Raw genomic sequence first — 26,520 nt, 5'->3', positions numbered from 1 at the left:
GATAAGAATATATGAGCATTTCTGAACAACATTTTATTTTTTCTGATCGCTCTGTACCTGTACGGGTGCAGGAAAATAAGCACGCGCGCCGTCTTACCTTACGTATTGATGCCAGAAGTCAGGAGATTTGTGTAACAACACCACCAACGATAAATCTCTATGCTGTTGAAAATTTTATTGAAAAACATCGTTCTTGGATAGAGTCACGTCTTGCGCGTGTACAAATCTCTCCTGAAAATACTTCTCTAAAAGAGGGGGCGATGATTCCTTTATTAGGTGTTTCCCATACCATAAAGCATAGAGAGGGACGTGGGATAACAGAAATTATTACAGCAGATGCAGAACAAGGACCTAAAATTATTGTTTATGGTCAATTAGAATATCTTCCAAGACGCGTTGCTGACGTTTTGAAAAAACAAGCAGCACTTATTATAACACCTTTGGTGGCGCATTATGCTCATAAGGTGGAGCGTAAAGTCAAATCAATTTGTTACAAAGATACGAAAAGTCGTTGGGGGTCTTGTTCAATAGATAAGCGCCTTTCTTTTTCTTGGCGCCTTGTTATGGCACCCAAAGAAGTTGTTGAATATGTTGTTGCCCACGAAGTTGCTCATCTTGTTGAAATGAATCACGGACCAAGATTTTGGGCTCTTTGTGAAGAACTATGTCCTGATAGTAAAACGTATCGTGCTTGGTTGAAGGAAAATGCTCATAGATTGCAAGCAATTAATTTTGATTCATATAAATTAGAGGCGTAAAAAACTTTCAAATGAAGACAACATTTAACGGAACTTTTTGTTGAGTGTTTTGTTGAATGTGTGCTTGCTCATGCATAATGAGGAAGCCATTGAAGCTCTCAGCACGATTGTTCTCCCCTGCTTGGTTTGCTGAGTGTCTTCAATGTTTTGCTTTATCTTTTTTGTAATTCAGCGTAATAACCCTAAGTTCCGATGACTTATAAAAAAATGGGAAGGTTTTTTATGTCTGTTCTTACAGATCCACTTCAGCTATTACAGGCACTTATTCGTTGTCCTTCTGTTACACCTCATGAAGCAGGGGCTTTATCAACTTTGGAACAATTTTTGAAAAAAATGGGATTTCACGTCGATCGCCCTGTTTTTACGGATAAAAATACAGATAATGTTGAAAATCTTTATGCAAAAATGGGAAGTGAAGGACCCCATCTTATGTTTGCGGGTCATACGGATGTCGTACCGCCAGGCGCATTGGAAGATTGGACTTATCCACCTTTTGAAGCTGTTATAGATCAGGGGAAATTATATGGGCGGGGTGCTGTTGATATGAAGGGTGGTATCGCTTGTTTTATTGCGGCTCTAGCGCGAGTTCTTGAGAAACGACCCATTAAAGGAAGGGTAAGCCTTTTAATTACTGGTGATGAAGAAGGACCTGCCGTTAATGGTACGGTAAAACTTCTCAAATGGGCAGAAAAAAAAGGCGAAAAATGGACTGCGGCTCTTGTGGGAGAACCAACAAGCGTAAAGACTGTTGGTGATATTATCAAAATTGGTCGCCGCGGATCGATTTCTGGTGTCATTACCGTGAAGGGTTGCCAAGGTCATGTTGCTTTTCCAGAGAGGGCTGCCAATCCCTTACCTTTGGCAAGTAAGCTTATTCAAGCATTGACACAAACCGTTTTAGATAAAGGGACAGAGAATTTTCAACCGAGTAATTTAGAACTAACAACCATCGATACTGGTAACTTGGCAGTCAATGTTATTCCAGCGCAGACAACGGTTCGTTTTAATATACGCTACAATGATCTTTGGACAAAAGAAACACTGATGGAGGAAATTGAAAAGCGCCTTGCTTTGGTGCAAGCAAAAAACAATAGTGATCAATATCCCTCTTATCAGCTTGAATGGATTCCAAGTTTAGGGGATGTTTTTTTGACTAAAAATGATAAACTCATTCAAACTTTATCCAATGCTATTAAAAGTGTAACAGGGAGTATACCAGAATGTTCTACTTCTGGTGGTACTTCAGATGCGCGATTTATTAAGGATTATTGCCCAGTGGTTGAATTTGGCTTACCAGGGCAAACGATGCATATGGTAGATGAGTGTGTATCTCTTGAAGCCGTGGAAACTCTTACTACTATTTATGAGCGTTTTATTATTGAATTTTTTGCATAAAGAAATGATTGCTGGTTCAAAAATACCTTTATCTTGTTGTGCCATAAGATATTGCCATTTAAGGTGTGGTGATACGAGATTCGTAAAACTTAATATATTAAGTAGTTTTAGAGTGTATGGTGAGTATTCTTAAGTTGAGATTCTTGCCTGTAGAGTCTTTCGTTAAATGAATCTCATGAGTGGAAAGTCAAGTAGAATCTGTTTTAAGGAGCAGAACTGTGCGACAAGATTGTGTTAAAAATATTTGTCCTTTAAGATGTAGGGGGAAGTTAACACGCAAGCATATATGGAAAACAATGAACAGTTATATCACCAATTGTATGATGACAGATTGAAGCCACAAAGATATACAAAAATACGTTGCTGTTGCAAAAAGTTCGTACAACGTAAATGCATTCATTCATACCACATGTCTTAATATGATTTCTGCATGTTCATAAAATGCTTTCCTTGTTTCAATGAACTTCTCTTAAAATAAAGCCTATAGAAATACGCTTCAAGTTTATTTTATCCATATATTTTGCCATGCTCTTTTTACTCCAAAGAACCTTTATTGTAGAAAAAATCATTATGAGATAGAAAGTAAGCTTATCCAATCAGCTTTAATATTTTTGATGATAAAGATATATAGAAATTCTTCTATAGCATCACATTGACTTTTTTAGCCAAGGATTGTCCTATATTATTATTTTCAATTAGTTATAAAATAACCTTAAAGGACGTGTATAGATACCCATAAGCATGTACACATACAAGTAAGATGATATGCAACAAATACCATTTTGCTCGCCAACGAAGCAATGCCGATTCATATTTAGTATATTTGTGATTTTATGGCATTGTGTGTTTAATAAAATTCGTGATTTTGCTGTTACCTATAAATTAATATCCAGCACACAACGGCATGTCTCAAATATTGGTTCACAATTTTCTTTGTTACAACAGTTTTTATATGTCAGGGTGAGATAAAATGTTGCATGTATATCTGTTTTTGTAATCTCTTAAGATACATCACATTGATTTATAAGAATAATTCATTGTTTTGCATGTTGGGTAAGAGCCCTAATATTCGAGGATTCTCTCATTTCAAACCTGTTTATCTTAAATCAATCAATCATTTGCTTGCACATAACAAGCGAGATGAGTGTGTGGGTAAAAACTATAGAAGAAAGGAATACAAATGTCTCTTATGAACCGTCTCAAGTGCCAAGGGCCATCGCAACACCCACGAGCTGGCAAAGTTATGTGATGGTGCTCGGCTTTGCTTCTTCACAAGCAGATATACAGTCTCATTGAGGGAGGATATAAAAGCATAAAGGTGAAAATAAACGTACCTTTTTACTATCCTTTTTCATGCGATTTTACAGTTTTCAAAAGGATCTAGAGTAATATCTTTTAAATAATAGAGATTGTTTCATGTTTATGTCTCTGGTTCTTTAATAGTGCCACGATCTCATAAAGAACAAAAATCATCGTGTTATATATTCATGTGCTTGTTTTAAAGAAATTTTCTCAATGTTTATCACATTCGTGCTACAATGGTTCTTATGAATAGTGTAATATAGAATTTTCCGTGAAGTGTATAAAGTCTATAGTATTTCATCATCTTTGCGCTTATGAAAAAAGCTAGACCACTATACACTTTCCAGCTCAAAATATTGCGATATCTTTCATTTGAGAGTGTTCATAAAAGGTATTTTGCCTCTTTTTTATAGTTTTTATCCACATTCCCTATTTTTAAGGTGTAAGCGAATGGTTGTAATTAATTGACTATAAACAGATTTAAAATAAGGGAATCTTACAATATTTTAGTCTCGCTTTTGCTATAAAAAATGATCATTATGACTAAAATCAATATGTTTTTATGGAAAATTTAGTTTGCGAGCTGGCTGATGATGTGATTAAGAACAATACGTCCTTTGGCTGTTGCTTTTAAGCGTTGGTTATCGACCATTTCTATCAATTCTTGGTGTTGTAACTCGATCAGTTTTTCCATAGGGATGCGTTTGGGACTTAAGGTTTCATAGCGTATAAGTTCTAAGCCTTCGCATAGGCGTAACCCCATAAGGAGCATTTCATTTGCCTGTTGCTCAGGGGTTAATTGTTCTGTTTCAATACAGCCATGTCCTGTTGTTTCTACCAAATTAAGCCACTGTTCGGGATGCTTTTCATTTATTGTGACATAACGTTCACGGTTTTTAAGGTGTGATAATGATGTTTTTGAACAGGAAGAGGAATGATTTGGTGCATACTCAATGAAACGTCCATGTGCTCCTGGACCAAAGCCTGCATACTGGTGATAACGCCAATAAAGAAGATTATGTGCTGATTCAGCACCGGGCATGGCGTGGTTTGAAATTTCATAGGCAGGAAGTCCACGCAGTGCTGTTATTTCTTGGGTAAGATGATACAGATCTGCTGCTAGCTCTGATGGGGGGAGGATAAGTTTTCCTGCATCATGAAGGCGTTTAAAGGCGGTTCCTTCTTCGATCGTTAATTGATAAAGAGAAAGATGGTCTGCTGCCAAATCAATTGCTTGGGAAATTTCAGATTTCCATTCTTCGAGAGTTTGTTCGGGGCGGGCATAAATGAGATCAAAGGATAAACGTGGAAAAATTTGTCGTGCTAAAGCAATGGCACAAAGAGCTTGTTCCACATTATGGAGTCGTCCAAGTTTTCGCAATGCTTTATCATTAAGCGCTTGTATACCTAAAGATAAGCGATTAACACCTGCTGCACGGTATCCACGAAAGCGCTCTGCTTCCACACTGGATGGGTTAGCTTCTAATGTAATTTCAACTTTATCATCGACTATCCACTTTTTGGCAAGTGCTTGCAATAGGGCATCAACAGTTTGCGGCTCCATAAGGGAAGGGGTTCCCCCACCAATAAAAATACTTGTAATATGGCGTGGGCCTATTTTGGGGTATTGCGTTTCTATTTCGCGCTCAAACGCGGTGACAAAACGTGGTTGATCAACACCATGGATGCGAACATGTGAATTAAAGTCACAATAAGGACATTTAGCTGCACAAAAGGGCCAATGAATGTAAATGCCAAAAGGTTCATTCATGAGAATGTCAAAAGGTTTTTTGCCAAAAGTTTGAAAGCACGTGCGCGATGTGAAAGAGGGGGAATGTCATTGCGTTTCCAGCCATGTTTTTGCTCTGTTGACATTTCTCCAAAGGTATTTTCATATCCATCTGGTAAAAAAATAGGGTCAAAGCCAAAGCCTTTATCTCCTCGTGGAGGCCAAACGAATGTTCCTTCAACACATCCGCGGAAGTAATCTGCATGAGCATCAGGCCATGCAATGCAAATGACGGATATAAAACGGCATTTTCGTTGGCTTTTTTCTTTCGCTCCGACTTTTTGGAGTTTATTTTCTATTTTTTCCATAGCTTTTGGAAAATTACGTGTACCATCGGTTTGAATCGTCCAATCAGCTGTATAAACGCCTGGCGCACCATCCAATGCATCTACCTCTAATCCTGAATCATCAGACAGGGCAGGAAGTCCTGTCTTTTTTGCTGCTGAAAAAGCTTTGATATAGGCATTTTCTTCAAATGTTATTCCTGTTTCTTTTGGTTCTGGCAAGCCAAGCTCTTTTGCAGATTGTATTATTAAACCGAAAGGCGCAACCAAAGTAGTGATTTCATGCAATTTACAAGTGTTATGTGTAGCAATGACAAGTTTTTTATCTGTTATGTTTCTCATATAGATTTCTCCAAAAATGCAAGAGGAACTATTTCTGTGCTAAAAACCGGCTTAAATGCTCATATACACATATTCTGCTCGATTTTACATGATACGACCTTTTCTACATGTTTTATGATATTTTATTCAAATAAATTTTTTGTATTTTATGAAGATAACGATTGAAAAAGATACGAAAGACATGCCTTTTTCATGATAGCATTTTTACGGAAAATATCTAATTTTCTACTTGCTCTAAAGGACGAAAATTCTACTTACATTGGTTTTTGAACAATCCAGTTTCTCTTAGCACGTCGCTACAGCAGACTACTTCTACAGCCCTCTGCCTTAAATATCCATAACATAACTCTAACAAACACTACCCAATGCATAATTATATGCCTTATATCATTGCTTTAAAAGATGGTATTTTATGGCTCAATAAGATAATATAGACTATTTGACCAACCCTTAGCAAAACTTATATAAGAGAAGAGTTTTTTAAGTAGTGAAACAATTGTGATGAAACACAAACCTATTGATAATGAACTAAAATATCTTGATGAGCGTTCGCGTGATATTTTTCGCCATATTGTTGAAGCTTATCTTAATGATGGGGAACCTGTAGGGTCACGTAATCTTTCGCGGCTTTTGCAACAGACATTATCACCTGCGACGATTCGTAACGTGATGAGTGATCTTGAACATCTTGGTTTGATTTATGCACCGCATGTTTCTGCGGGACGAATGCCGACACAATCAGGTTTGCGCTTTTTTGTTGATGCCTTTATGGAAGCGGGTGATTTGCCAAATGAGGAGAGAGAAAATATTGAAATGCAAGTCAAAGAGGCTGGTCATGTGCAATCGGTTGAACATTTTCTTGTTCAAGCAAGCCGTGTTCTTTCAGATCTTTCACGTGGGGCAGGGCTTGTTCTAGCAACAAAACAAGAAGGAACATTGAAACATATTGAATTTGTGCGTCTTGATAGGGAGCATGCTCTTGCTGTTTTGGTGACTCAACAAGGTGAAGTTGAAAATCGTATTGTTCATTTACCCGAAGGGGTTACCCATGCACAATTGACAGAAGCAATGAATTTTCTTAATGCCCATATTCAAGGGCGCACACTAAGTGAAGCTAAAGGGGAAATAGCCCGCTTATGCGCAGAAACACGGGCTGCACTTGATGATTTATCGCATCATCTTGTTGAAACGGGATTAGCTCTTTGGGGAGGAGAAGATGCTGATCATAAAATACACCTCATTGTTCGCGGGCGTAGCAATTTGCTTGAAGATGTAAAAGCAGAAGAAGATTTAGAACGGTTGCGCCATTTGTTTGATGATCTTGAAACACGTGAGAGTATGGCACAGCTTCTTGATTTAACGGATGAAGGTTCGGGGGTTCGAATTTTTATTGGTTCAGAAAATAAGCTATTTTCACTTTCTGGTTCTTCTTTAGTTGTAGCTCCTTATCGTGATTCACAACAAAGAGTCATTGGTGCTTTAGGCGTTATTGGTCCCACACGGCTTAATTATGCAAGGATTGTGCCCATGGTTGATTATACAGCTCAACTTGTGTCACAGTTATTGCGTTAAAACAATGCAGGTAAGTATTTGTGCTATAAAAGCTCATTATATTAATATACATCCATACCCCTTGATTTTTGTCTGTAAAATTTCGATATCGAGAATAACAAATCTTATGAAGGAATAAAATTTTTATGTCTGATGAAAAAAACAAATTTACTGACGCTTCATTTGAAAATTGCGATTTAAAAAATTCAGCAGATCGTAATACACTTAAACAAGCGGCCGATGAATTTTTAAAAACACATAAAACAGAATCACACGGAGACGTTGAAGAAGAAGGCAATGAGATCAGTGATCCTTTAGCATCTTTGCAGGATGAAAATAAAGAACTGAAAGATCAGCTTTTACGTCTTGCTGCAGATATGGAAAATCTTCGACGTCGTACTGCGCGTGATGTGGCAGATGCGAGAACTTATTCTATTGCTAATTTTGCACGGGATATGTTATCTGTTTCTGACAATCTCAATCGTGCTTTGGAAGCGATTCCAGAAGGTGCACGGGAGAGTGATACTGGTTTGAAATCATTGGCAGAAGGCGTTGAAATGACTGAACGTGTCATGATGTCAGCGCTAGAACGTCATGGGGTGCAAAAAATTCATCCAGAGGGGCAAAAGTTTGACCCTCACTTTCATCAAGCGATGTTTGAAATTTCTAACGCTGATGTTCCAGATAATACTGTTCAACAAGTTGTTCAGGCAGGTTATATTATTGGAGAGAGAGTGCTACGTCCAGCTATAGTGGGTGTAGCCAAAGGAGGAGCAAAAGAAACTTCTGTTGAAGATGATTCGGCTTAAAATACATCAATAACAAGTTTCCAATGTAAAATGCAGCATTCTCTGCAATTTCGCATGTGTGGGATTTTTCTCAATCAAAGAGCTTTAAAGGGTGTTATAAACACCCTTTTATCTTTGAAGCGCCCAACTTCCTTTTACAAGATATACAGCATTGCTTGAGGGGGATGGCGATGACAATAAAACAAAATGATCGACCTCAAAAGGATAAAATGAAGAATTCCTTCGAAAGAACAGATAAGGAACAAGGTCTTCAGGTTTAGTATCGATTAGTCGCGCAAGAGTAATATGCGGAGTAAATTGCCTTTCATCAGGCTTTAACTCTAATTTATTTCGGATATATTGCATCTTTTCATGTAAAAGATTGAGAGCTTCACAAGGTTTAACGCGAAGAACAAGAGAGGGAGAAGCATTTTCTGAACTAAAAATATCAAAACCCTCTATTTGTAGCATAAAAGGAGGAAGCTTTATTGTATCAAAGGCGTACATAAGTGTTTTTGCTGTAGTACTTTCAATTTTACCAAAAAAAGATAAAGTGATATGAAAATTTTGCGGGTTAATCCACTGCGCATTTGGTAAGCCATTTTGCAATGATACAAGTTGTTGGATCGTTTGTTGAGGAATCTGAAGAGCACCAAATAGACGGTCCATAATGTTATCTTCTTTATAAGAAAAGATGCTACTGCTAAGCGCAATAAATGAGAACCGAATTCTACCATAGAAGATAAGGCAATAATATAGAAAAAATATCTAAAAATGCTCACCATAATTATGAATGGACAAAGCTTATTCGTTTTAAGAAAATGGTTATGATACCAATAAGAATTGCATTTTCATGATCTGCATCACAAGAATGGGCAATGGAAGATTACTTGTGCACTATAAAGGCTATAAAGTTAGCAAAAAATAAGAAAAACCGATAGATTTCTGATATGCGAAATTATCCTATTATGCCGTAAAACACCGTTGTTTAGAGCAGTGATATAAGGCATTATAAGCTTTATATATTAAATGTTTTTAGACTATCGTGATCAGTATTTTAAGGCAGGGCTTGCCCGGAGAGCCTATGAAATGGACTACATGAGTAGTTAGCAGGAGGAACCCGCCGAAAGAAGCTGGACTGTTGATAGGCCAGTGGCTGGTAAGAAGCCCTATCCTTTGAGGTGTGGGGAGGAGGTCAATTTAACATTTTTTTAGCTTAAAATATATTCAGTACAAAGTGAAGAGTTCTCTTTTCTGTAAAGATTTAATTATACGATTAAGTTGGGGAATAGCTATAATACGCAAAACTATTCAAATTGGCCAAATAATATTAGGAGAAGAAGAAAAAATTTTGCATAACAAAATTACTACAAATATTTAACGTTTATGACAATTCTGCCAATCCATAGAGGATATGAATATTGTTATAAAAGTAGAAAAAACAATAAAAATTCAAATTAGTGATGGAAAATTTCTATTCTACAAGGATATTCATCCTTTTTATAGTCAGAGGTATTAATTTTCCTCTCCAAAATTGTTATTGATGAGCTTTTCAAGAGCATTAAGGGCATCTGTTGCTTCTGGTCCTGAAACACGAATGGTGAGGTTGCAACCAGATGAGGCTGCTAACATCATAAGTCCCATAATTGATGATCCGCCAACGATTTTTCCATCCTTTTCAACTTCAACAGTAACATTAAAATTGTCAACAGTTTGTACAAATTTTGCAGAAGCACGTGCATGCAACCCACGTTTATTACAGATATTGAAATGACGACTTATACATGGGAGGGTATCTTTGGAAAGCATTGGTATTTTATTATCCGCTATGAAATCATACTTGGCACATTAATATATTTACGTCCCGCTTCTTGTGCTATTCTTAACGCATCTGATAATGAAATATCAGGACATTGGCGAATAGAAATCAGTTTAATAAGCATGGGCAAATTAACACCCGCAATCATTTCAACGCGTCCTTTTTCAATAGCAGGAATAGCTATATTTGATGGTGTTCCACCAAACACATCTGTTAATATGATGACGCCATGATCTGTATCTGTATCGGTTACTGCGGCTATGATATCACCTCGGCGCTGATCTATATCATCATCGGGATAAACGCATATTGTTGCGAACTTTTCTTGTACTCCAACAACATGTTCCACGGCATGTAAAAATTCGACAGCCAGCTCACCGTGCGTTACAAGCACGAGTCCAATCATTTACGCAAACTCCTGTTAACTAATAAGATCCGACCATATTGGTGGGAAGGATATTTTACAAGGCTTTGTCTTGCTGCCAAGAAAAATTTGCAAAAAAAAGGCAAAAAATGTGATTTTTTTATTTTTAGAAAAAAATTAAACAGGTTTACGCCACATTTTTCTAAACAAGAATGCTTCAATAGCTTGACAAATGGCTGTACAATCGGCTTCACGAAGAGAGGGTAGTTTTAAAAGAGGAATGTGCAAATTTTCAAATTGAAAAGTTTTATTTGTGGAAAAACGTTCATATTCAGGACCGAGAGAAACAACGCAATCGATAATTGTGTGTTTTTTAAATTCTATCATATAAAGACCAACACCACGAATCTCGATACCGCCCTCTAAGCTGTCAGGCGTGTACCCGTGAAGTTTTCCATTTTCCGCACGCAGCATTGTATAATCATCACTAACAAGTTTTGCTTCACGTTTTGACCACTCAGCACGGTCGATTAAAGAAAGGGTAAGGGTTGATTTTCCTGATCCCGATGGCCCTATAATTAACAGCCCCTTTTCACCCAGTTTAAGGCAATTTGCGTGGAGTATTTCACATTTTGTTTTCATGTCTTTTACTTTAGATAAAAGCTTTATTTTGCGAGGGGAAGTATAATAATAAAACGTGCACCGGTTTTATTCTTCCCAAGTGCGGGATCAATAATATTTTCGGCTGTAATTGTCCCATTATGGGCTTCGATGATTTGCCGACTAATAGAAAGACCAAGTCCAGAGTTTTGTCCAAAAGCATCTTCATTTGGTCGATCTGTATAAAAACGTTCAAAAATGCGTTCAATGTTTTCTGAACGAATACCTGGGCCATTATCTTCAATGGTTAAAATAAGGGTTGAAGCATGACTTTTCATAGTGATGCAAATTTTGCCATGATCACGGGGAATAAAGGAACGTGCATTTTCAAGAAGATTTGAAATCACTTGCCCTAAACGGAGTTCATGTCCCAATACAAGATATGCTTTTCCATGAGGACGTGGAATAATATTAAGGCTTACATCAAGAGTTTGCGTATTACGGTATACTTCCTGAACAGCATGAACAAGACTTTCCAACAGCGGTGTCATATCAACGATCTCTGCGGTTTCTCGTGCAAGTTCTGCATCGAGCCGCGATGCATCGGAAATATCCGTAATCAACCGATCAAGACGACGCACATCATGTTGAATAATTTCAAGTAATTTCTCTTGTGCTTCTTCAGTTTTAGCTAAAGGGAGCGTTTCAACAGCACTGCGTAGAGAGGTGAGGGGATTTTTTAATTCGTGGCTTACATCAGCAGCAAAGCGTTCAATGGCTTCAATACGCATATAAAGCGCATTGGTCATATCGCGAATAGAAGTTGAAAGGTGACCAATTTCATCTTCACGCATTGAAAAATCAGGAATTTCTACACGCTGATTATTGCCATTACGCACTCGGTTAGCAGAAGCAGATAATTTGCTTAGTGGATTGGCAATCGTATGGGCTAAAAAGAGAGAAAGGACCAAAAGTACGCTGCCTACAACGGCAAAAACTTTGAATATAACCAGTCTTTCACCCTTTACAATATCATCAATATCGGAGCCAGTGGTTGAAAGAAGAAGGGCTCCAACCACTGCGCGATAGCGTTGAACAGGAACGGCAACAGAAACAATTAATTGACCTTGTCTGTTACGTCTTTTGGCGGTAGCAAGAGATCCGTTTAAGGCTCGATACACTTCTGGATAAGCAATACCGCTGGTTTTTATTTGTTCTCTGTCCAGAGCAATACCTTTGCCATAAAAAATACGTGAATACCATGAAGTGAGGTGATCCCACATGTTTTGTTCTGTTTTTATTGGAGGTAAATCATAGCTAAAAACTTCTCCACTAGAATAAAGAACGCGTGAATCAAGAAGTAAAGTAGCATCACGATCATAGATACGTGCTCTTGTCGTTTTAGGTGTGATGAGACGCCGTAAAAGAGGGGCAACTTGTTCAGGGTTAATGGGGAAATCCCAAGAGTCGGTTGATTGAGGGGCGGGTGTAATGCTTTCTCCAGCCTGTAACTCTAAGAGCTTTTGGGGATCAATGAGGATAGAATTTGTATCTACGGTTGCAGAAGCAGCAATAGCCCCAGCGATAATTTTTCCTTGGGTACATAGACTTTTAATTTTTGCTTCAATTAAACCATCGCGAAATTGGTTAAGGTATAAAATGCCTGTAACCAGAACGGCAAGGGCAGCAATGTTTAATATAACAATGCGGCGTGTGAGACTGGAAAAAAGCAATTGTCTGAAGAGACGTTGTGTTTGAAGATGCAAACGAGCAAACATCAGAAATGACGTTGAGGATATGCCGTTAGAGGCTGTTTTTTGTAGAGTTTTCAGTTGAGAATTGTTTGCCATCGATTTGATTGCCGTTCAAATTTTTGCGACAAAGTAGTTTTATACCTCGTGAAAACGATAACCTACACCATAAAGTGTTTCAATCATTGCAAAATCATCATCCACTTGTTTAAACTTTTTACGCAGACGTTTAATATGACTATCAATGGTGCGATCATCTACGTAGACTTGATCACTATAGGCAGCATCCATTAAAGCATCACGACTTTTTACAACTCCTGGTCTTTGTGCTAGAGTTTGCAGAATCAAAAATTCTGTAACAGTTAGAATAACAGGTTTATCTTTCCATGTACAGGTGTGGCGTTCTTGATCCATCACAAGATCTCCACGTTTAAGAGAAGAGGTGGAAGCAGTTCCTGTAGAAGGCGGTTGGTTACGTGCATTGGAACGGCGTAAAATAGCTTTCACACGCTCAATAAGAAGACGTTGGGAGAAAGGCTTCGTAATAAAATCATCAGCGCCCATTTTGAGACCAAATAATTCATCAATTTCATCATCTTTAGAGGTCAGAAAAATAACTGGGAGATCAGATTTTTGACGCAAACGGCGCAAGAGCTCCATTCCATCCATTCGGGGCATTTTAATATCAAAAATAGCCAAGTGTGGGGGGTGAAGTGTGAGACCTTTGAGTGCAGATGCTCCATCTGTATAGCTTTCAACCCGATATCCTTCTGTCTCAAGCGCAAAAGATAGAGACGTCAGAATATTGCGATCATCATCAACAAGTACAATCGTTTGCGTGATTGTTGGTGTATCTTTCATGGTTTCTTAGACCTTTCTATTGCTGTGGTAGCAAATTACCCACACTTGTTTATATGGGAGTTCACATTTTTTTTGCAAAACAAATATGATACAAATTGTAGCAAAGTAAAAACCCTTTTGTCATTACTGTAAAATCTTGTTTTGCTTTCATAATTTATAATGTTTCTACGTCTATTAAGATCCCTTCGTTTGAGAGAAAATTTTCATAAAAGCTTTTTTTATCAAAGTTTAGTGCACAGTTTATTAGTGTTTTTGTCCCAGAATTGAACAGGTTTAGTTTTGATTGTTGAAGTTTAAAAAATCCGCCTATGTGTTTTAAGAGCAAAGAAAAGAATGTGGCGATATATACACAAAAATTTGTTTCTGTTACACGAAAGGAGGTCATAATGGGATTTTTTAATTTTATTAAAACTGTAGGGGAAAAGTTAGGTATTGGTGATCATGAACCAACAGAAAAAGACTTTAAGGCAGCATTTGATCATTTTCAACTCGGTACAGAAAAAGTAAATATTCAAGTTAAAGATGGCAAAGCTATTTTAAGCGGTGAGGTTCCAGATAGAGAAACACTTGAAAAAGCACTTCTTGTTGTTGGCAATTCACAAGGTATCTCTTCTGTAGATGTTGATCAATTAAAGGTTATAGATACGACGACTAGAAAGACTTCTCACTTTTATGAGGTTAAATCTGGTGATAATCTTTGGAAAATTGCTGAAGAAGTTTATGGAAAAGGGCAAGGTGATAAAAACACATTTATTTTTGAGGCCAATAAGCCAATGCTAAAATCTCCCGATAAAATTTATCCTGGGCAAGTTTTGCGTATTCCTGAAATTGACCATACTTAATTCATAAAAGGGATAATTTTGATTGATGGCATTAAACAAAACATAAGGAGCATGAAAAAATTTCATGCTCCTTATTTTTATAACATGTGTGTTTATAATAAAAGGAGTTTAATGAGCAGGAATGGATTTAGAAGGTGATATAGCTTTCATAGCATTTACAGAGAAATCAACATTAATGGTTCCTGCTTTTTCAAATGTCAATTTTGCACTAATTTTATCACCTAGCCTGAATGGTTGTGAAAGTCCCATAAACATAATGTGATCACCGCCAGGCTTAAGCGTAATTTCGCCATTTCCTGGAATTTCAATGCCATTGTGCATTTTTTCCATTTTCATAATATCATTAACAACTGCCATAGAGTGGATCTCTGTTGTTTTTACGCCGTTTGTTGAAATAGAAACCAAACGGTCTGGGGTATTACTATGATTAATAATGTAGAGATAACCGCTACCAACCCTTATACCTCTAGGTGTCTCTCGTGTCCAAGGATTGAGAATTTCTATGTCACCAAGTTGATATTGTTGAGCGTTTGCTGGCAGAATTATAGCAGAAAAGAGAAGAGCACACACAATATTTATAATAACTTTTTTGTATGGATATTGTGCATGTATTGTATTCTTAAAGATGAGATTTATTATTTTCTTAATAATAGATGTCATCATTGATTCACCCTCCTTCATAAAATTCACATTTTAAATGTCCTTTTTTATTTTAGCAGAGTTCTCATTTAAAATAAAAGAGAGAATTATTAAACTTAAATTGATTTGAATATAAAAATAGAAATCATAGAATTTCAGGATTTTAAAAGAAGACAGTAAAGTTTACAACGACAAAAATTTCTCAACGTTTCCATATTTATCTTATAATATTATTTGTAAACAGTATAAAATTTATAGTGCATCACTATTTTTTTAATAGAGACAAACCAAACCGATCATATACTTTATCAAAGCTTAATATTGCGATATCTTTGTGCATTTTTATATGTTTTCAAATTTCAGAATTATACAAGTAAAAAAGCTTTTTAGGTGGGTTTAGAGCACAGCTTTCAGATAGCGGTGAACAATGAGGCCATTAGAAGGGGAGTTTTTGAGAGGAGATTGATAGAGAATGTCTTTACTGATATGCGTATTTGGAAAAGTACAGCTTAACATTATGAAGGAGTCTCGTAAAAAATAGCTTCATAAGATATGATGTCTATTTTAGTTTAAGGAAGGGTTATAATATTTATGATATAAGTTATTCGCCTTTAAGCGATATTTTTAAAAAGCTTTTATGTGAGTATCTTTTATTAAAGGTGGGAGATAAAGAACAAAAGTGCAATCACTCTTTTTATTTTTTAATTTTTATAGACAGATATATTTGTTGAGAATTGCAAGAAAAATATATTATAATCTCAAGTCTTTCATAAATATGGTATTTATAGGTCATTAGAGTGCCTATTTTAAAAGAAATTTTTTATTTTGGAGATGTTTCTCTCATTATTCTCTTGTAGCAATAAAAGCCTGTTCTTATATACGAGGCAGCAAGGCTTGTTGCGACTTGCAGTTTATTATTATTTTATGTTGCTTGAAGCAATATATGGGCTTTAAGTGTTATGAGGAGCTGTCTTAAAAAGATGCTTTATAAAGGTTGAGGTAGCTTGCTGAATGGAGATTATAATATGGCAAAAGTAATTGGTATTGATTTAGGGACAACGAATTCTTGTGTGGCTGTTATGGATGGCAAAAACGCAAAGGTTATCGAAAACTCAGAAGGAGCGCGAACGACACCTTCCGTTGTTGCTTTTACTGATGGGGGCGAACGGCTTGTTGGACAGCCTGCTAAACGGCAGGCGGTAACAAATCCTGAAGGGACAGTTTTTGCAGTTAAACGTTTAATAGGGCGTCGTTTTGATGACCCTATGGTTGAAAAAGATAAAGCACTTGTTCCTTATAAAATTGTTAAAGGTGACAATGGTGATGCATGGGTTGAAGAAGCGGGTAAGAAATATTCTCCATCGCAAATTTCAGCTATGATTTTGCAAAAGATGAAGGAAACAGCTGAATCTTATCTTGGTGAAAAAGTTGAACAAGCGGTTATTACTGTTCCTGCTTATTTTAATGATGCACAACGTCAAGCGACAAAAGACGCTGGTAAAATTGCTGGACTTGAAGTTTTGCGGATTATTAATGAGCCAACTGCTGCTGCCTTAGCTTATGGTTTGGATAAGAAAGACGGGAAAACAATTGCTGTTTACGACCTTGGTGGTGGTACATTTGATATTTCAGTACTTGAAATTGGAGATGGCGTTTTTGAAGTTAAATCAACCAATGGGGATACGTTTTTAGGTGGTGAAGACTTTGATATGCGCTTGGTCGGTTATTTGGCAGATGAATTCAAAAAAGAGCAAGGGATTGATCTGAAAAATGATAAACTCGCTTTACAGCGCTTAAAAGAAGCAGCAGAAAAAGCAAAGATTGAGCTTTCTTCGTCACAGCAAACAGAAATCAATTTACCATTTATCACGGCAGATCAATCAGGTCCCAAGCATTTAACAATGAAATTGACTCGGGCAAAATTTGAATCACTCGTTGATGATTTAGTACAGCGTACCATCGAGCCTTGTAAGGCTGCGTTGAAAGATGCTGGATTAAAGGCTGGTGAAATTGACGAAGTTGTTTTAGTGGGTGGTATGACACGTATGCCCAAGATTCAGGAAGTTGTGCAGAGATTCTTTGGTAAGGACCCACATAAAGGTGTTAATCCTGATGAAGTGGTTGCAATGGGCGCTGCCATCCAAGGAGGTGTATTGCAAGGCGATGTCAAAGATGTATTGCTGTTAGATGTAACACCTTTATCTTTGGGTATTGAAACCTTAGGTGGGGTTTTCACACGCCTCATTGAGCGCAATACCACTATTCCAACGAAAAAATCGCAAGTTTTTTCGACAGCTGATGATAATCAAAGTGCTGTGACTATTCGCGTTTTCCAAGGTGAACGGGAAATGGCGAGTGATAATAAGTTATTGGCGCAATTTGATCTTGTTGGCATTCCACCAGCACCGCGTGGTATACCTCAAATTGAAGTTACTTTTGATATTGATGCGAATGGTATTGTTAATGTTTCTGCTAAGGATAAAGGAACTGGTAAAGAGCATCAAATTCGTATTCAGGCATCAGGTGGTTTAAGTGATTCTGATATTGAAAAAATGGTACAAGATGCGGAAGAGCATGCGGCTGAGGATAAAAAGCGCCGTGAAGGTGTTGAAGCCAGAAATCAAGCCGAAGCTCTTATTCATTCAACTGAAAAATCGCTTAACGAATATGGCGATAAAGTGTCAGTTGAACAAAAGGAACAGATTGAGAAAGCAATATCTGATTTGAAGTCTGCGCTTGAAGGTAGTGATACTGAAGAAATAACGACAAAGATGCAAAAATTAGCAGAAGTTAGTATGAAGTTGGGACAGGCTATGTATGAAGCTTCACAAGCAGAAACTGCTGATACTGAAACAGAGACAAAGAATGATGATGTTGTCGATGCTGATTTTGAAGAAGTTAATGATAAGAAGAAATAGTGTCAGCATATGTGTTGATTAATTTATAAACCCGGCCTTTGAAATATAAGGCTGGGCTTTGTTATTTGAGTGAGTTGCAACTTTGTTGCTAAAAATATAAATTAAAAGCAATATTATCCATAAAAATGGATGATAGAAAAATTATCAGGAATACATGATGAAGGTTGACTATTATGAAATTCTTGGCGTGACTCGAGAATGCGATGATAAAAAGTTGAAATCTGCTTTTCGTAAGTTAGCAATGCAATATCATCCTGATCGCAATGCGGGGGATAAAGAGGCAGAGCGAAAATTCAAAGAAATTGGCGAAGCCTATGAAGTTCTTAAAGACCCTCAAAAGCGTGCTGCTTATGATCGATTTGGTCACGCGGCTTTTGAAAACAGTGGTGGTCAAGGGGGAGCAAATCCCTTTAGCGGTTTTGCTGCTGGTGGTGGATTTGCTGATATTTTTGAAGACTTTTTTGGCGAAATTATGGGAGGTACCCACCGTAAGCGTGGTGATAGTCGCGAACGTGGTGCAGATTTGAGTTATAATATGGAAGTGACCTTAGAAGAGGCATTTTCAGGAAAAACAGCAGAAATTAATATTCCCAGTTCCGTTACATGCGATGTTTGTGAAGGATCAGGAGCGAGAAAGGGCTCTAAGCCACAGGTTTGTGGAACATGCCATGGATCTGGACGTGTGCGTGCTGCGCAAGGTTTCTTTTCTATTGAGAGAACATGTCCTACATGTCATGGACGGGGTGAAACTATTACCGATCCGTGCCCAAAATGTCAGGGGACAAGACGCATAGAAAAAAAACGTTCATTGAGCGTGAATGTTCCTGCTGGTATTGAAGATGGTACGCGTATTCGTCTTTCTGGTGAGGGTGATGCTGGTATTCGTGGTGGTCCCAATGGTGATCTTTATATTTTCCTTTCCGTTAAACCACATGAATTTTTTCAACGAGAAGGGGCAGATCTTCACTGTCGCGTTCCTATTTCAATGGTAACAGCTGCTTTAGGAGGAGAGTTTGAAGTTTCTGACCTTGAGGGTGTTAAAGCACGTGTTAAGATCCCAGAAGGAACACAAAATGGACGTCAATTCCGCCTTAAAGGCAAAGGAATGCCCATGTTACGGCGTCAGCAAGCAAGGGGTGATCTTTACATCCATATCACGATTGAGACACCGCAGAAATTAACGCAAGAGCAACGTGAATTGTTGCAAAAATTTGAAAAACTCTCAAATCATGAGAATTCACCGCAATCACACGGTTTTTTTTCTCGTATGAAAGAATTTTTTGAAAATATTTCTGGTTAGAATATGTGAATGTGCGTAGAATAAATTAGAAAGAACTTTGGGAAGGTTATTTTTTATTAAGCTTTCATTGTCTCTTTCATCTTTGAAAAGCTTTGTTCTTGAAAAGAAAGAGATAGCTAATTTAGAGTAAGCTCCCGCTACTGATGGTTTTGTACATTTTATGAGTTTTATGGATAAGTCTTATTTTTGAGTGTCTATGACATTTCAAAAAGGGTTTATCCATATAAGAACGCGATTGAGTGACGGATAATCAGTATTTCCAGTATCATAATAACTGCTTTTATGCATTCAGAGTTTTTTGTATTTCTTTTTAAAGGCTCTATAATAAAACTGTAAAATAGACAAGAGCTTACAAAGCAGCGCTCAATAAGCTGTTAGGCAATCCATCTTTTCAAATAAAGTATCAACTTCTTATAACCGATTTTATTTCTGGCATTTTCATAGCCTTAAACCATTGCTTTCCTTAAAATACGGGTTATTCTTATTCAAAATAACCTTTACATGCTTCATCTCAGCTTTTAGCAGTAATCATGTCTTTTTAGATTGCGGATTTAGTTTTGTATTTTAATAAAGCGCTTGCTTTTGCTGTTATCTGTAAATCAATTCAGATCTCATGGAGCAGTATGGTTGAGATAAATGAATAAATGTTAAGGCAGTTCAGTATGTTCTTTACTGTTGCAACTTTTTTATGTCGGAGTGAAACAAGAGTATTGTATATATCTGTTTAAGTAATTTTTGCAACGAGGATATAGCTAAAGTTGAGGAGAATATAAAAGCATAAAAGTAGAAAATTCCAGCTTTGCCACCTCTTTTTCACTTAGCTTTGCGCCTTTCAGAAATATTCAAAGTAGTATTTAAATAATGCAATACATAGTCCCTCACGCTTTTGTTTTCGCGATCTTTAATAGAGGTAAATCTCTTACGCCCATACAGAAGATCATTGTGTTACAAATCTATACGCTTATTTTGAAGAAACATTTCCTAATGGATGTACCCCTATTGCATGCGATGGTGCTTGAAAGGGTATAAAACTTCATTGTACACCACTTTTTTTACGCTCATGTATGCGTAAGTTGATACTATCATTCCTCGTTTCAAACATTGCTGCATCTTACTATTGAGAGCATTAATAAGAGGTATTTTAAGCTTTCTATAGTATTTATATACCAAGTTCATTTGTAACGTACAAGCCAACGGTTTTTATTGATTTGAAATGTGAGAGTTAACATGACAAAATATTCTTATATTCAGACTTCTCATTTAGGATTTTATACTATAAATATATAAATTATTATTATAAATAAATGTATTATAATTCTTCATAAAGGGATATTTAATTGACATTTTTTCATGTTCAATGATTGAAAAAAGTCAAATTTTTAAAACCCAAATTATAGTTTTCAGTCGAACTTCGTTTGACAATTTCATTAAAGAAAAATTGAGATAGGTTACTAAAGCGGTTGAGTGATTGCTTATCTTGATGATAGGTTAATTTTATATGATAAGAAACTTTATTTTTATCTTACAAAATCAATGGTTGTATATATTCTTATTCATTGTTAAGTATCCATAGGTATAAATTAATGAATTGAATATAGGGCGTCGCTTAAAAAATTTTCAAAATTTTGCTTTCCAATTTTATACATAAGATCATAAAATAATGACGTTTTTTGACACCTATTTTGTTTAATTTTTTACTGTCAATTTTTAAAGGACGTTTTTTGTGTTTCATCTTCATAAATTAAAAGAAAATTGACGATTTTCAGGGGGATGGATAGAGTAAAGCTTTGTTTTATTGTTTTCACTTTTCCTAAATTCTATTAAGAGATGGTAAAAAGTGATGAGGAGGCTCTATTAATGGATGATGCTAAAAACGGTGCTGTAGATGTTTTGGAAAAACAAGCAGCATTTTTATCGTCTGCTTTACCTTATATGCAAAAATACGAAAATGAAACGGTCGTGGTAAAATATGGCGGCCATGCTATGGGTGATCCTACTTTGGGGCGAGCATTTGCACGCGATATTGCTCTATTAAAGCAATCAGGGATTAATCCTATTGTTGTTCATGGTGGTGGACCTCAAATTGCTAAAATTTTAATGAAAATGGGGATTGAATCACGATTTGAAAACGGTTTACGGGTAACCGATGAACGGATTGTTGAAGTTGTTGAAATGGTTTTAGCGGGATCCATAAACAAAGAAATTGTTGCTCTCATCAACGCTGAGGGTGAATGGGCAATAGGGTTGTGCGGCAAGGATGGCAATATGGTTTTTGCCGAAAAGGCTTATAAAACTGTCATTGATCCTGATTCTCATATTGAACGTGTTTTAGATTTGGGATTTGTTGGTGAGCCTATTGAAGTTGATCGCACATTGCTAGATCTCTTAGCGTGTTCTGAAATGATACCAGTTCTTGCTCCTGTGGCTCCAGGACGCGATGGTAAAACTTACAATATTAATGCTGATATTTTTGCTGGAGCTATTGCTGGTGCATTAGAGGCTAAACGCCTTTTATTTCTTACTGATGTTCCTGGTGTTTTGGATAAACAGGGTAAACTTTTAAAAGAATTGACAGTTTCTGAAGCTGAGAAACTTATCAAAAATGGGACAATTTCAGGAGGCATGATTCCAAAAGTAGAGACTTGTATAAAAGCTCTTCAAAACGGCGTGGAAGGTGTTGTCATTTTAAACGGTAAAACCCCTCATCCTGTTTTACTAGAACTGTTTACCGAACAGGGAGTTGGTACGCTTATTGTTTCATAAAATTGTGAGGAAAATTGGAAGAGAAAGTTTTTCATGGTAAATCTAAAACAGTTTAAATATCCTTTATTAAGTAAGCCAGAATTGGCAATATTTACTGCGACAATATTGTGGGGCATTACATTTTTAGTCATTCACATTGCGGTACGCTATAGCGGTCCTCTGTTTTTTGTTGGATTTCGTTTTATTGTTGCATCTCTTATATGCGGGATAATTTTTTGGCGCTCTATAAAAGGTATAACTGTTTATGAAGTTTTCGCTGGGATGGCGATTGGTTTAGCCATGTTTTTTGGTTATGCTTTTCAAGCAGCTGGACTTCAAACAATAATTAGTAGTCAGTCAGCTTTTATCACAGCGCTTTATGTACCGATGGTTCCAATCTTGCAATGGATTGTGTTTAAAAAACCTCCCCGTTTAGCCTGTTGGATTGGCATTGTTTTCGCTTTTATTGGGCTTGTATTTGTTTCAGGACAAAAGCCAGGAAGTTTTGATTTTTCAAAAGGCGAAATTTTAACTTTGTTAGGCGCTTTAGCGATTGCTGGAGAAGTCATACTCATTGGAATTTTTGCGAATAAGGTTGATAGTCGGCGTGTAACCATTATTCAGTTATTTTTTAGTGGTTTTTTTTCATTTGCTTGTATGCCTTTGATGGGTGAAAGCATCCCTGAATTTTCGTGGGTGTGGTTTAATATTGGTATAGGATTGGCATTAATGAGCGCCATCATTCAGTTAGCTATGAATTGGGCACAAAAGTCTATTTCCCCTACGCGTGCGACACTCATTTACGCCGGTGAACCGGTATGGGCTGGTATTGTTGGGCGTTTGGCTGGAGAACATTTATCTCCCTTAGCTTTATTGGGCGGTTTGCTTATTCTGATTGGGATCATTGTGGCTGAATTACAACCTTCACAATGGCGTAAAAAAAATAAAGCAATTAAAAAAATTGATTAGCTATACATTTTTTTATTATGATTTTATTGCATGAGCTTTTTGCTTATAGAGTTTTCATTTTCGGAGCTTTTTTAATATTCAGATGATTAAGAAGTTCTATAAATTATTCCAGTTTTTGCATACCAAATTGGAGAAATAGTATGCTTCTATCTGTTTTCTAACCTCTGAAAACGCAAAACAAACTTCATTGAGCCAAGCATGAAGTTGTAAAAGTGAAAATTAACGCGCATCTTTACGATCATTTTTAAATTCAGCTTTAACAATTTTCCAAAACATCTACGGTAATATTTTTTAATAATGAAAATTATGCACCGTCGCACGTTATTCCTTTTGTTCTTTAACTCCCATGCAAAATAGAAACGCTCAAAGCAGGTCCCATAATGGTGTACATTAACGCACTTTTTTAAAAGACATATTTTTTCAATGGATGTTGTACCCATTGATGGTCCATGTGAAATGTATAAAGGCCATGAAATATCACCATTTTTACTTAAAATAAAAAGTTAAAGTTAATAGCATTATTTTCTTTATCAATTCCCATTACGACAAGTTTTGGTACTTGAAAGAGTTTATTAAGAGGTATTTTACTCATTCCTTAAACGGCTTTATCCACACACCAGTCCTGTTTGTCCAGTTCTGTTTGTAATGTGTAAAAAATTTGACTAATTTACTATAAGCAAGCTTAAGATGAAAAAGGCTCGCGATATTCAGGGTTTTCATTTAAATTGCAAAACAATAAATAGTCATTATAAATCAAAGCACTAATAAATTAATAGAAGAGATTTGATGTTTTTTTATCTTTAATGAAAGAAGAAAGGCGTTATATAAAAGGGCATAAAAACTTTACTCAATAAAGCCTATTTCTAAAGTTTTAAACATTGAGAAGAAAATTATCTCTCTCAATATCCATTTTATTTTATAAGATTGCTGAAAAAAACAGATTATTGCGTACAAATAAAAAAGCATTTCTTGTGAATTTTATTGCAAGCCTTAGTGATATACGCATCCATAATTGCGTTGCATATTCACGGGCTTGTTTTAAAGAAACATCTCTTAACGCTCTCAATCCCATTTCGCGACGGTGCCTATGAATAGTATAACGGTAAATCCATTGAGCACCTCCATCTTTACGCTTATGAAAAAGTAAGTCGGCACCATCATTATATTTGCAAGCTCGTGGGTGTTGCCGACAGCTCTTGCATTAAAACGGGTTCATAAGAGCCATTTTAGTTCTTTCTTATATAAATTTTATCCACACACTTATGCCGCTTGTAATGTGCAAGCAAGTGATTTTAATTGATTCAAGAGATACAGATTTGAAATGAGAGAATCTTACGGTACTCAAGGTTTTAATTCAATATAAATAATGCTAAATTATATTTATAAATCAATATCTTATTATATAATGCCAGCATATGAGTTATCAAACAAGATGTGAAAAGGTCATTTTAGCACCCTTGGATTTAATTTAGCAAACAAAAGCCTCATTTTTTAGGCTATGAAAAGTTGTGTTTTGAGAAGCTTTTTAGGTTTATATTCTTTTGATAGAAGCCGGAGCATAATTGGTCTTTGCGTTTTGTATTATTCTTTGCTAAATCGCCTTATATGACAATAGATCGTAATTATATTCGTAATTTTTCCATCGTGGCGCATATTGATCACGGCAAATCCACTTTAGCTGATCGTTTGATTCAAATAACAGGTGGGCTTGAAACACGTGAGATGAAAGAACAAGTACTCGATTCCATGGATATTGAGCGTGAACGTGGAATTACTATTAAAGCACAAACGGTACGTTTACACTATAAGGCAAAGAATGGTGAAACCTATATTTTAAATCTTATGGATACACCTGGTCATGTGGATTTTGCTTATGAGGTTTCGCGTTCATTGGCAGCTTGTGAAGGTTCTCTGTTAGTGGTGGATGCAAGCCAAGGCGTAGAGGCGCAGACGTTAGCAAATGTTTATCAAGCCATTGATAATTCCCATGAGTTAGTTGTTGTTCTCAATAAAGTTGATCTTCCAGCAGCAGAACCTGAGCGTGTTAAAGAACAAATTGAAGATGTGATAGGCATTGATACATCTCAAGCAGTAGAAATATCAGCAAAAACAGGTTTGGGTGTTCCTGATGTTTTGGAGGCAATTGTTGCACAATTACCACCTCCACGTACAGGCGATGTTGCAAATCCCTTGAAAGCAATGTTGGTTGATAGCTGGTATGATGCATATCTTGGTGTCATTGTTTTGGTACGGGTGATAGATGGTATTTTAAAAAAAGGCCAAACCATTCGTATGATGGGTACAGGAGCAAAGTATCCAGTTGAGCGCGTTGGGGTTTTTACACCTAAAATGGTACAGGTTGATGAATTAGGACCAGGCGAGATTGGTTTTATCACTGCTTCTATCAAAGAGGTAGCAGATACACGGGTTGGGGATACGATTACTGAAGAGCGTCGTCCTTGTGAAAATGCTTTGCCTGGTTTTAAGCCGGCGCAACCTGTTGTCTTTTGTGGACTTTTTCCAATTGATGCTGCCGATTTTGATGATTTGCGTGCAGCCATGGGCAAATTACGCTTAAATGATGCGAGTTTTTCTTTTGAAATGGAAACATCTGCAGCTTTGGGGTTTGGTTTTCGCTGTGGCTTTTTGGGACTTCTGCATCTTGAAATTATTCAAGAGCGATTAGAGCGTGAGTTTAATTTGGATTTAATCGCGACAGCACCTTCGGTTGTTTATCGCATGAATATGAATGATGGTTCTGTTAAAGAGTTGCACAATCCAGCGGATATGCCTGATATGGTTAAAATTTCTTCCATAGAAGAACCATGGATTCGGGCGACAATCATGACTCCTGATAATTATCTTGGGTCAATTTTAGAGCTATGTCAAGAGCGGCGCGGGGTACAGGTTGGTTTGTCCTATGTTGGAACCCGTGCTATGGTAACGTATGATTTACCACTGAATGAAGTTGTTTTTGATTTTTATGATCGGCTAAAATCGATTTCAAAGGGTTATGCTTCTTTTGATTATCAAATGACAGATTATGCAGAAGGTGATTTAGTTAAAATGTCTATTTTGGTGAATGGAGAGCCTATTGATGCATTGTCTATGCTTGTTCACCGTACGATTGCAGAAAAGCGCGGGCGTTCCATGTGTGAAAAACTGAAAGATCTTATTCCCCAGCATATGTTTCAGATTCCAGTTCAAGCGGCTATTGGTGGTAAAGTTATAGCGCGTGAAACGATTCGTGCTTTGCGTAAAGATGTAACAGCGAAATGTTACGGGGGTGATGTTACGCGTAAGCGCAAACTTTTGGAAAAGCAAAAAGAAGGCAAAAAGCGGATGCGCCAATTTGGAAAAGTAGAAATTCCACAATCGGCATTTATTCAAGCGCTCAAAATGAACAAATAACGAAAAAAGGGGTATTTTCTCTCATTGATTGCGCTTTTGATTTTGTCGATTGATTCCGTTGTTCAAGAGTGCTTTTTAATGGAAATTGCGCAATA

19 protein-coding genes and 1 pseudogene are annotated in these 26,520 nt (G+C 36.7%); 10 read left to right on the top strand and 10 right to left on the bottom strand.

What is annotated here, in order from left to right; all coding sequences use genetic code 11:
* The first annotated feature begins 11 nt into the window (after positions 1-11).
* Together ACFIMQ_RS00515 and dapE are read left to right on the top strand one after the other, a co-directional pair.
* Positions 12-758: a M48 family metallopeptidase gene (locus ACFIMQ_RS00515; RefSeq protein WP_375615630.1), complete on the top strand. Its 747-nt coding sequence runs from the start codon at positions 12-14 to the stop codon at positions 756-758.
* Between the two features lie 222 nt (positions 759-980).
* A complete protein-coding gene (dapE, locus tag ACFIMQ_RS00510) occupies positions 981-2,153 on the top strand; it encodes a succinyl-diaminopimelate desuccinylase (protein ID WP_375703173.1) in 1,173 nt (390 codons plus the stop codon).
* Between the two features lie 1,873 nt (positions 2,154-4,026).
* Here dapE and hemW read toward each other — a convergent pair.
* Both hemW and rdgB read right to left on the bottom strand, forming a co-directional pair.
* The gene (gene hemW / locus ACFIMQ_RS00505; protein ID WP_375615628.1) at positions 4,027-5,226 is read right to left on the bottom strand and encodes a radical SAM family heme chaperone HemW; all 1,200 of its coding nucleotides are present in this window, start codon (positions 5,224-5,226) and stop codon (positions 4,027-4,029) included.
* A complete protein-coding gene (gene rdgB / locus ACFIMQ_RS00500; RefSeq protein WP_375615627.1) occupies positions 5,223-5,870 on the bottom strand; it encodes an RdgB/HAM1 family non-canonical purine NTP pyrophosphatase in 648 nt (215 codons plus the stop codon). Before rdgB ends, hemW begins: the two co-directional genes overlap by 4 nt.
* Before the next feature lie 501 nt (positions 5,871-6,371).
* Here rdgB and hrcA point away from each other — a divergent pair.
* Positions 6,372-7,442, top strand: coding sequence for a heat-inducible transcriptional repressor HrcA (hrcA, locus tag ACFIMQ_RS00495; protein WP_375703287.1), 1,071 nt, complete (start codon positions 6,372-6,374; stop codon positions 7,440-7,442).
* 125 nt (positions 7,443-7,567) lie between these two features.
* Complete coding sequence (gene grpE, locus ACFIMQ_RS00490) at positions 7,568-8,230, top strand: nucleotide exchange factor GrpE (protein WP_375615626.1); 663 nt, start codon at positions 7,568-7,570, stop codon at positions 8,228-8,230.
* 108 nt (positions 8,231-8,338) lie between these two features.
* Here the strand turns inward: grpE and thpR are convergent, their stop codons facing one another.
* From thpR to ACFIMQ_RS00460, 6 genes are all read right to left on the bottom strand, one after another.
* Entirely contained in the window at positions 8,339-8,878 is a 540-nt protein-coding gene (thpR, locus tag ACFIMQ_RS00485) for an RNA 2',3'-cyclic phosphodiesterase (protein WP_375703172.1), read from the bottom strand.
* Positions 8,879-9,724: 846 nt separating this feature from the next.
* Positions 9,725-10,018: an HPr family phosphocarrier protein gene (locus ACFIMQ_RS00480; RefSeq protein WP_375703171.1), complete on the bottom strand. Its 294-nt coding sequence runs from the start codon at positions 10,016-10,018 to the stop codon at positions 9,725-9,727.
* A gap of 17 nt (positions 10,019-10,035) precedes the next feature.
* Positions 10,036-10,434 (bottom strand): PTS sugar transporter subunit IIA, encoded by a 399-nt coding sequence (locus ACFIMQ_RS00475; RefSeq protein WP_183193561.1) that lies wholly within the window; start codon positions 10,432-10,434, stop codon positions 10,036-10,038.
* 135 nt (positions 10,435-10,569) lie between these two features.
* On the bottom strand, positions 10,570-11,034 hold the full coding sequence (locus ACFIMQ_RS00470; protein ID WP_375703170.1) for an HPr kinase/phosphatase C-terminal domain-containing protein: 465 nt from the start codon (positions 11,032-11,034) through the stop codon (positions 10,570-10,572).
* A gap of 23 nt (positions 11,035-11,057) precedes the next feature.
* Positions 11,058-12,842 carry a stimulus-sensing domain-containing protein gene (locus ACFIMQ_RS00465; RefSeq protein WP_375703169.1) on the bottom strand — a complete coding sequence of 595 codons (1,785 nt, stop codon included), beginning with the start codon at positions 12,840-12,842 and terminating at the stop codon, positions 11,058-11,060.
* Between the two features lie 39 nt (positions 12,843-12,881).
* Entirely contained in the window at positions 12,882-13,604 is a 723-nt protein-coding gene (locus tag ACFIMQ_RS00460) for a response regulator transcription factor (RefSeq protein ID WP_375607942.1), read from the bottom strand.
* A gap of 386 nt (positions 13,605-13,990) precedes the next feature.
* Between ACFIMQ_RS00460 and lysM the strand changes: the two genes are divergently transcribed.
* Positions 13,991-14,446, top strand: coding sequence for a peptidoglycan-binding protein LysM (lysM, locus tag ACFIMQ_RS00455; RefSeq protein ID WP_375615621.1), 456 nt, complete (start codon positions 13,991-13,993; stop codon positions 14,444-14,446).
* Between the two features lie 108 nt (positions 14,447-14,554).
* On the opposite strand, the gene ACFIMQ_RS00450 is transcribed toward lysM, so the two are convergent.
* Entirely contained in the window at positions 14,555-15,109 is a 555-nt protein-coding gene (locus ACFIMQ_RS00450) for a copper chaperone PCu(A)C (RefSeq protein WP_375703168.1), read from the bottom strand.
* Between the two features lie 1,001 nt (positions 15,110-16,110).
* Between ACFIMQ_RS00450 and dnaK the strand changes: the two genes are divergently transcribed.
* The 4 genes from dnaK (at position 16,111) to ACFIMQ_RS00430 (ending at position 23,014) form a co-directional block, all read left to right on the top strand.
* Positions 16,111-18,003 (top strand): molecular chaperone DnaK, encoded by a 1,893-nt coding sequence (gene dnaK, locus ACFIMQ_RS00445; protein ID WP_375703167.1) that lies wholly within the window; start codon positions 16,111-16,113, stop codon positions 18,001-18,003.
* A 157-nt stretch (positions 18,004-18,160) separates the two neighbouring features.
* On the top strand, positions 18,161-19,303 hold the full coding sequence (gene dnaJ, locus ACFIMQ_RS00440; protein ID WP_375703286.1) for a molecular chaperone DnaJ: 1,143 nt from the start codon (positions 18,161-18,163) through the stop codon (positions 19,301-19,303).
* Between the two features lie 1,857 nt (positions 19,304-21,160).
* The gene (gene argB, locus ACFIMQ_RS00435; protein WP_375615618.1) at positions 21,161-22,066 is read left to right on the top strand and encodes an acetylglutamate kinase; all 906 of its coding nucleotides are present in this window, start codon (positions 21,161-21,163) and stop codon (positions 22,064-22,066) included.
* Positions 22,067-22,099: 33 nt separating this feature from the next.
* Positions 22,100-23,014 (top strand): DMT family transporter, encoded by a 915-nt coding sequence (locus tag ACFIMQ_RS00430; protein WP_375615617.1) that lies wholly within the window; start codon positions 22,100-22,102, stop codon positions 23,012-23,014.
* Between the two features lie 1,015 nt (positions 23,015-24,029).
* Here the strand turns inward: ACFIMQ_RS00430 and ACFIMQ_RS00425 are convergent.
* Positions 24,030-24,239, bottom strand: a pseudogene (locus ACFIMQ_RS00425) (Arm DNA-binding domain-containing protein); the annotation flags it as partial.
* Positions 24,240-24,619: 380 nt separating this feature from the next.
* Between ACFIMQ_RS00425 and lepA the strand changes: the two are divergent.
* On the top strand, positions 24,620-26,425 hold the full coding sequence (gene lepA, locus ACFIMQ_RS00420; RefSeq protein WP_375615752.1) for a translation elongation factor 4: 1,806 nt from the start codon (positions 24,620-24,622) through the stop codon (positions 26,423-26,425).
* The last annotated feature ends 95 nt before the right edge of the window (positions 26,426-26,520 follow it).

It is taken from the genome of Bartonella sp. AD13SXNS (assembly GCF_042196465.1).
Taxonomy (GTDB): domain Bacteria; phylum Pseudomonadota; class Alphaproteobacteria; order Rhizobiales; family Rhizobiaceae; genus Bartonella.
This window is presented reverse-complemented; position numbering and strand designations above follow the sequence as displayed.